A 13,523-nucleotide genomic window follows, 5' to 3' on the forward strand; every position below is an offset into this window, starting at 1 on the left:
AACGGACACCCACCGCGCGGTTCCCGCTTTCGCGTTTCCCGCCCCCGGGGCGACTCTTCTAATTTACCAGATCCGATCGGGCTGTCAATTTCCCGTTCTTTTCCGGTATCCGTCCTTCCGGCGCCACTTTCGCGGCGACTTCCGGGCGGCCGTGCTATTTCATCAGATCCGGCTCGATTGTCAAATTCGGGCCGCTCCCGACAGTCCACCCACACGCGTGCGTGACACGCGTAGAAGGATCTTGCCAGGGAGAGATGGATGATGGTCCCCTTGGGACGGCCGCCGCACGTGGGCGTCTCGCTTCCCCTAGGGCCGAACGTACAAGTTACGTCGTCTGAGACCAGACGTCAAATCGACGCCCGCGCCGCCCTCAGCAAGTCCCCACCGTCCTCACGAGCACCAGGACGGCCGGCCTGCGAAGCCGGGGCATCCGGCCGTCTCACGCCCTGCGACCTGCGGCAACGTGCTCCCTCAGGTAACCGCGCGACGTCCCCCCGGAGGCACGGCGTCGCACGGAGGGGCCTCCCCACCAGGGCTGTGACAGTTACGGCCATGGCCGAGGACGGTCCGTTGTCTCTAGGATCAAGAACCGCGCAAAGTGCTCAACCATCTACAAGGGTGATCCATTCCCCGGGTACCGGAGGTGCTCCATGAGCTACTACGGGCAGCAGCCAGGCTACGGCGGCTACCAGCCGCCGTCCTCTCCGCCCCCCAACCACCTCGTGTGGGCGATCCTGACCACGATCCTCTGCTGCCTGCCCGCGGGCGTGGTGTCGATCGTCTACGCCGCCCAGGTCAACTCCAAGTGGCAGTCGGGCGACTACCAGGGCGCGCAGAGCGCCTCCAACAACGCCAGGACGTGGGCGATCGTTTCCGCGGTCGTCGGTGTCGTGGTGGGCGTCGTGTACTTCATCGTGACGCTCGCCGCCGCGAGCAACACCTGACGGCATCCCCCTCACACGGCACGTGTTCCGATGACGAACGATCGCTGGTCCGCTCTGCCGATGCCGGGCGGACTGGCCGGCCGACTCGCCGCTCCGATCGGTGTTCTGCTGCTCACCGGTGCGGTGGTGTCGTACGTGGCGGCCGTCGACCCCAACGAGGACGGCCACTACCCGACCTGTCCGTTTCTGGCCCTGACCGGGTACCAGTGCCCCGGCTGCGGTGCGCTGCGAACGGTGCACGCGCTGGCGCACGGGCAGCTCGGGCAGGCGCTCGGGCTCAACGTGTTCGTGGTGGCCATGTTGCCGGTGCTGGCGTTCTTCTGGCTCCGTTGGACGATCGCCCGCGCCGGTGACCGGCCGACCCGCACCAAGGCGGGGGATCCACGGCTCATCTGGGCTCTGTTCGCGCTTGTCATGGTCTTCTGGCTGGTGCGCAACCTGCCGTTCGGCGCGTTCCTCGCCGCCTGAGCCGCCCTCTGCCGAGCGGTACGACGGTCTCGACGATCCGCACCTCACCGATCCCCGCTCGTCCCCGCGAGGATGCCGGCACGCCCCTGCGCTCCTTCCGCGCCCTGGGGCTCGCAGGCAGAGGCGCCTTTCCGGGCAGAGATACCGTGCTTGCGAGTGCCGACCGCAAGCTCTCACTCCCCGTCGCATGGCGCCGACCTTCACCGCCTCATGCTTGCCGGACGGCCACAGTGCGCTTACCCCCCTGCTGACGTGCCGACCAGGCCGCCACGACGCTGAACGACACCTCGACAACCGGCGCAGCAGGAGGCCACGACCACCGCCCCGGCATGGGCACACAGCCCAGTCGACGCCGCCAACCCCCGCGGCAGCCCCACCTCACACCGCCAACCACTCATCCCGACAACCGTCGGCTCCCCGGCAACCACTGCGTCAGAGGCTTACACCAGCGCAACGGGACGCGACGGCTGTCGCCACCAGGGCGAGCACTGCACAGAGCTTGACGGCCGCCAGCGAGAACCAGTGCATCAAGCCCGGCCCAAGCGCAGCAGGGAGCGACACCGTCGGCTGGCGTTTCACCAGCCACGACGTCGCCCACGCCTGGGGCACCGACGGCCTGCGGTGCAGTCGTGCTGCAGTGGTGTGCGGTAGCGCTGGGGGGTGGTCGAGTGCGGCGACGGCGGCAGCCAGGCGGAGCGGACGGGGTGACGCTGCGGATGCTGGGGAGTGTCCAAGGGGGCAGGGTGTCGGCGACGACCGGCGAGGCCGCGGGACAGCCGTGCCGCTGGTCCGTGGCAGGGACGGAGTGTTTGTGCCGGGCGCTGCGGTGGGGCGGTGGCTGGTTTCTGCGGCGTGGGTCAGGGGTGGCGGCGGTGGGCTGTGACTTCTATCTCGATGCGCATCCGGGGGTCGGCGAGGCCGCAGACGATCATGGTGGCGGCGGGGCGGGCGGGGGCGAAGTGGTGGCGGAGGGTGGGCCAGCAGGGCTCGAAGTCGGTGCGGTCCGGGAGCATGTAGCGGACGCGGACGACGTCCTCGAAGCCGCAGCCCGCCTCCGCCAGCGCGGCGCCGATGTTCTTCAGGCACTGTTCGGCCTGTTCGACGACGTCGTCGGAGATGGTCATCGTCGTGTAGTCGAAGCCGGTGGTGCCCGACACGTGCACCCAGTCGCCGTCCACGACGGCGCGTGCGTAGCCGATGTTCTCCTCGAACGTCGATCCGGAGAGGATCGCCCTGCGTTCTGCCATGTCCGCGACCCTAGGGGCGGGCGTTCCGATACGTCCAATACTCCAGGAGCGGGCCGGTGATATCAGTTGGCGTATGACGCCGCCGCCACCGGAGCTGGATCTCCGTCAGTTGCGCGCGTTCGTGGTGGTGGCGGAGGTGCTGCACTTCGGACGGGCCGCGCAGGTTCTCGGCATCGCGCAGCCGCCGCTCAGCCAGCAGATCGGCCGGCTGGAGAGGCGGGTGGGGCACAAGCTGTTCGAGCGGCATGCCCGAGGGGTGACGCTGACCCCGGCCGGGCGGGAGCTGCTGCCGGCGGCCCGCGGCGCGCTGGAGCAGGTGTCGGGCGGGCTTGACGCGGCTCGGCGGGTGGCCGGTGGCAAGGCGGGGCGGCTGCGCGTCGGGTTCGCCGCGTCGCTGGCGTTCACCGTGCTGCCGGAGGCGATCCGCGGGTATCGGCGGCGGTGTCCGGACGTGGAGCTCGATCTCCGGGAGCTGACGAGCGCTCCGCAGGTCGACGCGCTGCGGGCGGGCGCGCTGGACGTCGGGCTCGTTCGCGAGGCGCCGGCCGGGCCGGATCTGGCCGTCGTCCCCGTACAGCGTGAGCCCTTCGTGGTGGTGTTGCCGGACGGCCATCCGCTGGGCCGCGACGAGGCCGTCGCGGTGGAGGCGCTGGCCGACGAGCCGTTCGTGTTGTTCCCCCGGGCGGCGGGTCCCGCCTTCCACGACCGGGTCACCGGGGTGTGCGGCGACGCGGGGTTCACGCCGAGGGTGGTCCAGCGGGCGGTGGAATGGCAGACGTTGGTGGCGTTCGTCGGGGCGGGGCTGGGGGTCACCATCGCCCCTGCCGGGGTGTCGCGGCTGCGGCTGGACGGGGTGGTCTACCGGCGGCTGACGCCTGAGCCCGCGCCCACGGTCGTCGCGCTGTGCTGGCGTGAGGGTGACACGCGGCCGTTGCTGCGCGGGTTCGTGGAGACCGTGCGGGCCTTGGGGTCGTGCGACGATCAGGCGCCGCCTCGGCGGCCTCACCGGCGCGGGGGCCGGTGAGGCGCCGGGCAGGGGTCAGGAGGCCGGGGCGGTCTCCGTGGCGCGGGGGCCGGAGCCGGGTTCGTCGGCCTGCCGCGGGGGCCTGCGGGTGAGCACGTTGAACACCAGGTTCAGGATGATGGCCGTCAGGCTGCCGAGGGTGATGCCGCTGTTGAGGATGGCGGCGACGTCGCGGGGCATGTTCTCGCCGAAGGCGGGGACGGTCGCGGGCAGCAGCGCGACGCCGATGCTGATGCCCACGACCAGGGCGTTGCGTTCGTCGCGCAGGTCGGCTTTGGCGAGGGTCTGGATGCCGACGACGGCGACCATGCCGAACATGGCGACGGCGGCGCCGCCGAGGACGTCGCTCGGGATGGACGCGACGTAGGCGGCGGCCTTGGGGAACAGGCCCAGCACCATCATGAAGATCCCGGCGGCGACCACGACGAAGCGGCTGCGGACGCCGGTGAGGCGGACGAGGCCGACGTTCTGGGCGAAGCAGGTGTAGGGGAAGGCGTTCAGCGTGCCGCCGAGGAAGGTGGACAGGCCGTCGGCGCGCAGGGCGCGGGTGATGTCGTCGTCGGTGACGCGCCGGCCGACGATCTCGCCGGTGGCCTTGGCGTCGCCCACGGTCTCCACCACCGTGACCAGCATGACCAGCAGCATCGCCACGATGGCGCCGATCTGGAAGGTGGGGGCGCCGTAGTGGAAGGGGGTGGTGACGCCGAACCAGTCGGAGCGGCCGACCTGGTCGAACCGGGTGTCGCCCAGCAGGTAGGACACGAGGGTGCCGCCCACCAGGCCGAGCAGGACGGCGATGCTGCTGAGGAACGGGCGGCGCAGCCGGTGGAGGAGCAGGATGAACAGCAGCGTGCCGCCGGCGTAGAGCAGGTGCTTCCAGCTGCCGAAGTCCTTGGTGACGGTCTTGGCCTCGGCGCCGCCCGCCGCGTCGGTGAGGGCGTTGGGCAGGAGCACGACGCCGATGACGGTCAGGACGGTGCCGGTGACCACGGGCGGGAAGAAGCGGACCAGGCGGCCGAGGAACGGGGCGGCCAGGAAGGTGGCGATTCCGGCCGTGATCGTGCCGCCGTAGATGGCCAGCAGCGCGGCGGTGGCGTTCTCGGCGCCCTGCCCGATGGCGATCATGGGGGCGACGGCGGTGAACGTCACGCCCTGCACGATGGGCAGCCGGATGCCGATCCGCCAGAAGCCCCAGGCCTGGATGATCGTGGCGATGCCGCAGGTGAACAGGTCGGCGTTGATCAGGTAGACGAGCTGCTCGTCGGACAGGCCGATCGCGCCCGCGACCAGGATGGGCACCACGACGGCACCGGCGTAGAACGCCAGGACGTGCTGGAAGCCGTAGAGCGCCAGCCTGGGGACGGGCAGCACCTCGTCGACGGGGTGCTTGCGGGGTTCGTCTTGGGCCATGTCCGTCTTGCCTTCCCGAAGGTAGAGCGCCCGCCGGCCCCTGGGGCACGCCGTGGGAGCGTGCCGGGCCCGCTCGGAAGGGGCTTGGAACGATCCGAACCGTGGGCGGAAACCGTCCGCTGTCCGGTGACGTGGAGCCGGTCGGCCGGGACTGTCCTGCCTGTACCGTCCGACATCGTAGAGAAGGCCGCCTATGTCCCAGGGCGCGCCCCACCCTCGAGGCGTCAGGTGACGGGGATGATCCTGGCTTCGATCAGGCGTCCGTCCTGGATGTCGAGTTCGCCGACGGTTCCGTGGGGCTGGCGGCGCCGGTCGGTGGGTGATCCGGGGTTGAAGACGCGGACGCCGTCGCCGGTCTGGTCCATGGGGATGTGGGAGTGGCCGAAGACGACCAGGTCGGCGTCGGGGAACCAGCGCCGCATGCGGGCGGTGCGGCCCTTGGCCTGGCCGCTGTCGTGGACCATGGCGACCCGCAGCCCGTCCAGGTCGAGTTCCAGGCGTTCCGGGGCGCCCCAGTCGGCCACGTCGGGGCCGTCGTTGTTGCCCAGGACGGCGTGGACGGGCCCGTAGGCGGACAGTTCGTCGAGGACGTCGGCCGTGCAGACGTCGCCGGCGTGCAGGATCATGTCGGCGCGGCGCAGGTGCTCGGCGACCCGGGGAGGGCAGGAGCGCCAGCGCCGCGGCGCGTGCGTGTCGGAGACGACCACCACCCTCACGGTCTCATTGTCTCAACGGGGTGGACGCGGACCGGCACGGACTCCCAGGCGCGCAGGGTGTTGTTGAGGTGCTGCCGTGGCGTTCCCAGCAGGTCGATGCGTTCGACGCGGCGGGCCAGGGCGGTGAGCAGGGCTTCGGCCTCCAGGCGTGCCACGTGCTGGCCGACGCACTGGTGGATGCCCATGCCGAAGCCCACATGCCCGGACGGGTCGCGGGACAGGTCGAACACGTCGGGGTCGTGCCAGTGCCGGGGGTCGCGGTTGGCGGCGCCCAGGAACATCAGCAGCTTCCTGCCGTCCGATACGAGGTGGCCGCCGATGACGACGTCGCGGGTGGCGGTCCGGAAGAACGTCTGCACGGGCGACTGCCAGCGCACCGCCTCGTCGAACGCGACGCGTGCGAGCGAGGGGTCTTCGCGTAGGCGGCGCCACTGGGCGGGGTGGGTGGCGAACGCGTACAGCACCGCGGCCAGACCGTGCACAGTAGTGTCCACCCCGGCGGTCAGCAGGGACCGGACGACGAGCGGCGCCTGGTCGTGGGTGAGGTCGCCGCGGTCGGCCGCCGCCCAGATCTGCGCGCCGAATCCTCCCGCGCTCAGCCGTTCACGGCGGCACTGCTCCCCCACCCAGCCGGCGAGTTCCGGCACGCGCGGCTCGCCCTTCTTCACCAGGGCGTTGGGCGGGCCGAAGGCGTTGAAGGCGTGGTCCCCGTACGGGAGGAGGTTGTCGCGTCCTTCCTTGGGCAGGCCCACGGCGTCGGGGAACACGCGCAGGGGGAACGCTTGGGCGAGGCGGGTGACGGCGTCGAACTCGTCGCCGTCCGCGAGCACCTCGTCCACGAGTTTTTCGGCGTCGGCGAACCACGCCTCCCGCAGGCGCCGGAGCGCGCGGGGGCCGAGGATCTTCGTCAGTACGGCGCGGGGGGCGTCGTGGCGGGGCGGGTCGGCCTCCAGGAGGAGGCTCGGGGGACGCCAGGGCTTTTCGTAGCGGAAGTTGCTCAGGCCCACCCCGGCCCCCGATTGCAGGGACTGCCAGTCGGTCAGCGCGGCGTGCACGTGTTCGTAGCGTCCCAGGGCGTAGACGTCGTAACGGGTCAGGTGCACGACGGGCCCGGCGTCCCGTAGGGCGGCGTGCAGGGGGAAGGGGTTCTCCAGAACGTCGGGGGCGAACGGGTCGGCGTCGATGGAGGGCAGGGTGACGGTGGTCATGGGGGGCTCCTCCAGGGTCACAGGTCGAGGACGAGGCGTTCGGAGCGGGCGCGGGACACGCAGATGAACATGCAGTCGCCCGCCGCGCGCTCGTCGTCGTCGAGGATCGAGTCGCGGTGGTCGGGGACGCCGTCCAGCACACCGGTCTCGCATGTGCCGCACAGCCCCTGCCGGCACGACGACAGCACGTTGACGCCGACGGCGCCGACGGCCTGGAGCACCGACTGGCCGGGGGCCACCGACAGCGACAGGCCCGAGCGGCGCAGTTCCACCTGGAACGCCCCGTCGCGGGCGGTGCCCTGGTCGACCGTGTTGCCGGCGACGAACCGTTCGGTGCGGAGCAGGCCGGGCGGCCAGGCGGCGCAGCGGCGTTCGACGGCGTCGAGCAGCGGGGCCGGGCCGCAGCAGTAGACCTTGGTGTCGGGCCTGGCCTCGGCGGGCAGCCAGGCGGGCAGGTCGAGCAGGCCCCGCTCGTCCTGCGGCACGACGGTGACCCCGTCGCCGTAGGGCGTCAGCTCGTCGAGGAAGGCCATGGACGCGCGGGACCGGCCGCCGTACAGCAGCCGCCAGTCGGCGCCGAGCATGGCGGCCTGGCGGATCATCGGCAGCAGGGGCGTGATGCCGATCCCGCCCGCGATGAACAGGTAGCGGTCGGACGGGACGAGCCGGAAGTTGTTGCGGGGGCCGCCGATGGCGACGGTGCCGCCCTCCTCCAGCATGTCGTGGACGTACGCCGAGCCGCCGCGTCCGTCGCGTTCGCGCAGCACGCCGATGCGGTAGGCGTACGCGTCCCAGCGGTCGCCGCACAGGGAGTACTGGCGGGTCAGGCCGCCCGGCAGCACCAGGTCGATGTGGGAGCCGGGCGTCCAGTCGGGCAGGCGGCGCCCGTCGGGCGCGGTCAGCGTCAACGCGACGACGCCGTCGGCCACGGGGGTCTTGGCGGCCACGCGCAGCCGGATCGTCGCGGGGCCGGACGGGACGCGCTCGGTTTCGGGGGCGGCGGGCAGGTCTGTCGCCATGGGTCCTCCTCGTCACCAGGGGCAGACCGAGCATGGTTCGGGTGTGGCGCGCGTCACCAGAGCCTTCTCGCTGAATGAGAGAGGCGAGGGGCGGGGTCCGGTCAGGGGCGGGGCATGCCGGGACGCATCGCGCGGGAGACTCCCCGCGCCGCGGCCTTGAGGGCGGGGATCTGCATGCGGGCGTTGTCGTCGTTGGGCACGACCACCGACAGCGCCGCCACCACCTCGCCGTCGGCGTCGCGCAGCGGGACGGCGATGCCGGTGGCGCGTTCGTCGACGAAGCCGCGGCAGAACGCCACGCCGCCGCGGCGGACGTCGGCGAGCACGGCGCGCAGCCGCCTGGGATCGGCGACCGTGTGCGGGGTGTAGACGGCGAGCGGCCCGGCCAGCACGCTCTCCTGCAGGTCGCGCGGGGCGTGCGCGAGCAGCACCAGCCCGCTGGACGACACGTGCGCGGGGAGCCGCCCGGCGATCCGGGTCAGGTTGACCACGGCCTCGGGTGTCGACAGCCGTTCGATGAACAGGACTTCCCGGCCCTCCAGCACGCCGAGCTGGGTGTGGTGGCCGACGACGGCGTGCAGATCCTCCATGTACGACATGGCGGCCTCGCGCAGGGTCAGCGCGGGGGACGCGCGGGACGCCAGTTCCCACATGCGCACGCCGATGCGGACCCTCCGGTCGGGGTCGCGCCGCAGCCAGCCGTGCCGCACCAGCTCGTCCACCAGCCGGGAGGCCGTGGCCACGTGCAGCCCGGCCCGCCGCGCGATCTGCGTCACGCCCAGGGCCTGGTCGTCGGGGCCGAACGCCTCGACGATCCGCACCACACGGGACAGGACGGACTCGCCCGCCGCCGACGTCCTCATGGGGCCATGGTGGGCGCACGGGGGGCCGTCCCGTCCACGCGCGTTTCCGCTGGGCGGAACGCGCGGTTGCTCACACGGGTGAGCGACGGCCGCCCGATCTTTGTCACGGCGTGAATTACCGCGGCGGACGCTCCTTGGCATCCTTGGACGGCGTCCCCGCGCGCGAGCGCTCGCACACCCCCGCTCGCGCACCCCCGTTCGCGCACGGCACGTCCATCGTCACGGGAGGATCACAGGTGACACGCACAGCGGTCCGACGTCACGCGATGGCGTTTCTGGTCGTCCCCGCGCTGGCCCTGACGGCCTGCGGTGGGGGTGACGACGACGGCGACGGCGGAGACGCGGCGCCGCCGCCCGCGGTGTCGGCCGCTCCCTCCGGGTCCACGTCGCCCGTCCCCGCGCCGGGTTCGCCGTCCGCCTCGGCGGAGACGACGACGCCGGAGGGCACGCCGCGAGGCGGGGCGGGCACCGAGGCTCCGCGTCGCCGCGCCACGCCCACGGTCACGCCGAGCGCGTACAAGACCCTCGCGGCCTGCCTGGAGAAACGGGGGGTGAATCTGCCGGAGCTCGGCCAGGCCACCGCCCCGCCGCCCGGATTCGACCCGGTCAAGGCGCAGGAGGCCCTCAAGAGCTGCATGGAGTTCCTGCAGAAGCCCGGCGGGGGGACGGCGCCGCGCTGAGCCGCTCCAGGCCGTCGCGTGGCCGCCCTCAGCGGCCGTGCCCGAGAATCCCCGGGCACGACCGGAAACCGATCGACGGTACAAGCGTATTGCGCATTGAACGTTCGTATTGGATGATGAGGGTGTGACAGTCAACGAGTCACGGGCGAGCGACGACCTGACGGCGCGCGCGCGGATCCGGGACGCGGCTCTGCGGGAGTTCGCCGAACACGGTGTGAGCGGCGCGACGATCCGCGGGATCGCCAAGGCCGCCGGGGTGTCCCCCGGGCTGGTGCAGCACCACTTCGGTTCGAAGGAGGCGCTGCGCCGGGCGTGCGACGAGTACGTCATGAAGGTCATCCGGGAGACCAAGCAGGAGGCCCTCAAGGGCGCCGTGGCCACCCCGGGGTTCCTGCCCGGTGCGATCACCCTGGCGCTGTCGGTGCAGCGTTACGTGGCCCGGGCCCTGGTGGACGGGTCGGAGGCGGCGGCGCGGCTGTTCGACGAGGCGGTGGCGTTCACGGAGGACCTCATCGTGAACGGCGCGGAGGGCCTGGCTCCGGCCAAGACCGCCGACCCGCACGCCTACGCGGCCGTCATGTGCGCGATGAGTCTTGGGACGGTCGTCCTGCACGAGCACATGACGCGGAACCTGGGAGCCGACCCGCTCACGCCGGCGGGCTACCCGCGCATGGCCCTGGCCTTGCTCGACATCCTCTCCGACGATCTGATGGATCCGGCACTGGTGGCACAGGGCCGCGCCGTGTTGGAGGAAATGCGGGCCTCCGCGCCGGGGGGCGCCGAGTCCGATCCGGACCAGCGCATCCCGACCTCGGACGCCGCCGCGCGCAAGGCCGACTCCGACCCGCCCGCCTGATCACCGGCGGCCTCGTGCCGCCCCGCGCCGGTCCCGCCGCGGATCGTCGCCGGCGTGCCCGCGGGCAGGCCGGGACCGGCCACGGCGACCGCCGTTCGCCGTGTCACGGACATCGTCCGTTGCTCCCCTTCACCGCCCGTCCCCGGTTTCACGCCCGCAGGACGCGGCGGCCGCATCCCCATACCCGCACACCCTTACGAGGTGTATTCATGACACAACAGACCACGTTTTCCATCGAGGTGTCCGGGCTGGTCAAGACGTTCGGCCGGACACGGGCGCTGGACGGGCTGGACCTGTCGGTCCGGACCGGCGAGGTGCACGGCTTCCTCGGCCCCAACGGCGCGGGCAAGTCCACCACCATCCGGATCCTGCTCGGCCTGCTGCGCGCCGACGAGGGCACCGCCCGGCTGCTGGGCGGCGACCCCTGGAAGGACGCCACCCGCCTGCACCGGCACCTGGCCTACGTCCCCGGCGACGTGACGCTGTGGCCGAACCTGTCCGGCGGCGAGGTGATCGACCTGCTCGGCCGCATGCGCGGCGGCCTGGACCGGCGGCGCCGCGACGAGCTGCTGGAGCGCTTCGAGCTGGACCCGAAGAAGAAGGGCCGCGCCTACTCCAAGGGCAACCGGCAGAAGGTCGGCCTGGTGGCCGCGCTGGCGTCGGACGTGGACCTGCTCATCCTGGACGAGCCGACCTCCGGCCTGGACCCCCTCATGGAGGAGGTCTTCCAGGAGTGCGTCCGCGAGGAGCGTGACCGGGGCCGCACCGTGCTGCTGTCCAGCCACATCCTGTCCGAGGTCGAGGCGCTGTGCGACCGGGTGACCATCATCCGCAAGGGCCGCGCCGTGGAGACCGGCACCCTGGCCGAGCTGCGGCACCTGACCCGCACGTCCATCGACGCCGAGCTGTCGGCGCCGCCCAACGGGCTGTCGAACCTGTCCGGCGTGCACGACCTGCGCGTCGACGGCCACCGCGTGCGCTGCGAGGTGGACACCGCCAGCCTGGACGAGGTGCTGCGGCAGCTGACGTCCATCGGGGTGCGCAGCCTGACCAGCCAGCCGCCCACCCTGGAGGAGCTGTTCCTGCGTCACTACCAGGACGAGCTGCCGCAGGAGGCCGTGCGATGAGCGGCGCCGAGAACCGGGGCGCGGGGCACGCGCTGGTGGGCACCGGCGCGATGGTCCGGCTGATCCTGCGCCGCGACCGGGCGATCCTGCCGATCTGGGTCCTGCTGATCGGTGTCATGCCGGCCAGTTTCGTCTCGAGCTTCAGCGGGCTGTTCCCGACCGAGGCGGACCGCCTGCAGTACGCCCGCACGTCCGGGACCAGCCCCACGTTCCTGGCCCTGTACGGGCCGCTGCACGGCACCGACCTGGGCGCCCTGGCCGCGCAGCGGGCCGGGTTCATCCCGGTGATCGTCGGGCTGATCTGCGCGCTGGTGGTGATCCGGCACACCCGGGTGGAGGAGGAGGCCGGGCGCCGCGAGCTGCTCGGCGCCACCGTGCTGGGCCGCGGCGCGGGGCTGGCCGCGGCGCTGCTGGTCGCCATGGGGGCGAGCGTGGTGCTGGGCGCGCTGGCCGCGGCCGGGACGGCGGCCCAGGACGTGTCCGCGGCCGGGGCGGTCGCGCTCGGCCTGCAGTTCACCATGGCCGGATGGGTGTTCGCCGCGGTCGCCGGGGTCGCCGCGCAGCTCACCGAGGGCTCGGGGGCGGCGCGCGGGCTCTCGGTCGCCGCGCTCGGCGCCGCGTTCGTCGTCCGCCTGGCCGCCGACGTCGGCGGGGAGGGCAACGGCCTGCAGTGGCTGTCGTGGCTGTCGCCGCTCGGCTGGGGCGTCCGGCTGGCCCCCTTCGGGGACGAGCGCTGGTGGGTCCTGCTGCTCGGCGTCGCGCTGGTCGCCGTGCTGGTCGCGGCGGCGGCGGCGCTGTCGGGACGCCGGGACGTCGCGGCGGGCATCCTGCCGCCGACGCTCGGCCCGGCCGAGGCGCCGGCCTCCCTGTCCGGCCCGTTCGGGCTGGCGTGGCGGCTGCACAGCCGTCCGCTGTACGGCTGGCTGGCCGGGTTCGCCGCCCTCGGCGTGGTCTTCGGCGGGGTGGCCGACGGGGTCGACGACCTGGTGAAGGACAACCCCGACCTGGAGGAGATCATGGCGCGGCTGGGCGGGCAGACCGCGATCGTCGACGCCTACTTCGCCTCGACGATGAGCCTGGTGGGGGTGTTCGCGGCGGGGTACGCGGTGTCGACGGTGATGCGGATGCGGGCCGAGGAGACGTCCCTGCGCGCCGAGCCGGTGCTGGCCACGGCCGTGGGACGGCTCCGCTGGGAGGCCGCGCACCTGCTGTTCCCCCTGGTGGGGCCGGCGATCGGGCTGGGCGTCGCGGGCGCCGCCGCCGGTCTCGTCCACGGCCTGAACTCCGGTGACGTGGGCGGCTGGCTGCCGCGCGTCACCGGCGCCGCGCTGGCGCAGCTGCCCGCGGTGTGGCTGGTCGCGGCCGTCGCGGTCGCGCTGTTCGGGCTGCTGCCGCGGCTGACGGCGGCGAGCTGGGGCGCGTTCGGCTTCGTCGTCCTGATCTCACTGTTCGGGCCGACGCTGCAGATGGACCAGTGGGTGCAGGACGTCTCGCCGTTCACTCACATCCCCAAGCTGCCGGGCGACGAGTTCACCGCCACGCCGCTGGTGTGGCTGGTGGCCGTCACCGCCGTGGTGGCGGCCGCCGGAATGGGCGGCTTCCGCCGCAGGGACGTGTCCCTGGGCTGACGTTCCCGGCTCCGACGCGCCCCTCCCCCGCAACCGGCCGCCCGCGGGAGGAGGGGCGTCCGCCTTCCCGGTGAGCTTTGGGACGGCGGGGCCCGGATGATCCCACCCGGAGCGGAAGAGTAAAGTGTCCCGCGGCGCGGGGCGGGTTCTGCACTCTCGCGGCGTGCCGCCCGCTCCGCCCCTCCGCCGTACGCGCGGAAGTGCCTGGTAGCACGGGCACCGAAATGGCGTTAGGGTCATGCGCGGTGTGCCGGGAAGTCTGGTCGGCGTCCGTTCCGACCTGCCCCGAAAGCCGGCCGCCGATGACCCCGCCACCTCTCCGGGCCCTCCGCC

At 72.7% G+C, this 13,523-nt stretch carries 13 protein-coding genes; 7 read left to right on the top strand and 6 right to left on the bottom strand.

The annotated features are described in order from the left end of the window. The first annotated feature begins 650 nt into the window (after positions 1–650). Together ABZ801_RS31400 and ABZ801_RS31405 are read left to right on the top strand one after the other, a co-directional pair. Positions 651–944 carry a CD225/dispanin family protein gene (locus tag ABZ801_RS31400; RefSeq protein WP_344943858.1) on the top strand — a complete coding sequence of 98 codons (294 nt, stop codon included), beginning with the start codon at positions 651–653 and terminating at the stop codon, positions 942–944. 30 nt (positions 945–974) lie between these two features. After that, on the top strand, positions 975–1,412 hold the full coding sequence (locus ABZ801_RS31405) for a DUF2752 domain-containing protein (RefSeq protein WP_360704734.1): 438 nt from the start codon (positions 975–977) through the stop codon (positions 1,410–1,412). 857 nt (positions 1,413–2,269) lie between these two features. On the opposite strand, the gene ABZ801_RS31410 is transcribed toward ABZ801_RS31405, so the two are convergent. Further along, complete coding sequence (locus tag ABZ801_RS31410) at positions 2,270–2,659, bottom strand: RidA family protein (protein ID WP_344943864.1); 390 nt, start codon at positions 2,657–2,659, stop codon at positions 2,270–2,272. Between the two features lie 73 nt (positions 2,660–2,732). Here ABZ801_RS31410 and ABZ801_RS31415 point away from each other — a divergent pair, with 73 nt between their 5' ends. Next, the gene (locus ABZ801_RS31415) at positions 2,733–3,683 is read left to right on the top strand and encodes a LysR family transcriptional regulator (RefSeq protein ID WP_360704738.1); all 951 of its coding nucleotides are present in this window, start codon (positions 2,733–2,735) and stop codon (positions 3,681–3,683) included. 15 nt (positions 3,684–3,698) lie between these two features. Here ABZ801_RS31415 and ABZ801_RS31420 read toward each other — a convergent pair whose 3' ends face one another. The 5 genes from ABZ801_RS31420 to ABZ801_RS31440 all read right to left on the bottom strand — a co-directional run bounded on the left by ABZ801_RS31420 (position 3,699) and on the right by ABZ801_RS31440 (position 8,899). Beyond that, a complete protein-coding gene (locus tag ABZ801_RS31420; RefSeq protein WP_360704741.1) occupies positions 3,699–5,093 on the bottom strand; it encodes a nucleobase:cation symporter-2 family protein in 1,395 nt (464 codons plus the stop codon). 224 nt (positions 5,094–5,317) lie between these two features. Continuing rightward, on the bottom strand, positions 5,318–5,809 hold the full coding sequence (locus tag ABZ801_RS31425; RefSeq protein ID WP_360704744.1) for a metallophosphoesterase family protein: 492 nt from the start codon (positions 5,807–5,809) through the stop codon (positions 5,318–5,320). Then, positions 5,806–7,017 carry a cytochrome P450 gene (locus tag ABZ801_RS31430; protein WP_360704747.1) on the bottom strand — a complete coding sequence of 404 codons (1,212 nt, stop codon included), beginning with the start codon at positions 7,015–7,017 and terminating at the stop codon, positions 5,806–5,808. Before ABZ801_RS31430 ends, ABZ801_RS31425 begins: the two co-directional genes overlap by 4 nt. Positions 7,018–7,034: 17 nt before the next feature. After that, positions 7,035–8,036: a PDR/VanB family oxidoreductase gene (locus ABZ801_RS31435; protein ID WP_360704750.1), complete on the bottom strand. Its 1,002-nt coding sequence runs from the start codon at positions 8,034–8,036 to the stop codon at positions 7,035–7,037. Between the two features lie 101 nt (positions 8,037–8,137). Then, complete coding sequence (locus ABZ801_RS31440; RefSeq protein ID WP_360704753.1) at positions 8,138–8,899, bottom strand: IclR family transcriptional regulator; 762 nt, start codon at positions 8,897–8,899, stop codon at positions 8,138–8,140. 236 nt (positions 8,900–9,135) lie between these two features. On the opposite strand from ABZ801_RS31440, the gene ABZ801_RS31445 reads away from it, so the two are divergent. The 4 genes from ABZ801_RS31445 (at position 9,136) to ABZ801_RS31460 (ending at position 13,190) form a co-directional block, all read left to right on the top strand. Continuing rightward, positions 9,136–9,579: a hypothetical protein gene (locus ABZ801_RS31445; protein WP_360704756.1), complete on the top strand. Its 444-nt coding sequence runs from the start codon at positions 9,136–9,138 to the stop codon at positions 9,577–9,579. Positions 9,580–9,703: 124 nt separating this feature from the next. Continuing rightward, on the top strand, positions 9,704–10,435 hold the full coding sequence (locus ABZ801_RS31450) for a TetR/AcrR family transcriptional regulator (RefSeq protein WP_360704759.1): 732 nt from the start codon (positions 9,704–9,706) through the stop codon (positions 10,433–10,435). A gap of 209 nt (positions 10,436–10,644) precedes the next feature. After that, entirely contained in the window at positions 10,645–11,562 is a 918-nt protein-coding gene (locus ABZ801_RS31455; RefSeq protein WP_344943892.1) for an ABC transporter ATP-binding protein, read from the top strand. Then, entirely contained in the window at positions 11,559–13,190 is a 1,632-nt protein-coding gene (locus ABZ801_RS31460; RefSeq protein WP_360704762.1) for an ABC transporter permease, read from the top strand. Before ABZ801_RS31455 ends, ABZ801_RS31460 begins: the two co-directional genes overlap by 4 nt. Positions 13,191–13,523: the final 333 nt, after the last annotated feature.

The organism is Actinomadura sp. NPDC047616 (assembly GCF_040642915.1).
Lineage (GTDB): Bacteria > Actinomycetota > Actinomycetes > Streptosporangiales > Streptosporangiaceae > Spirillospora > Spirillospora miaoliensis.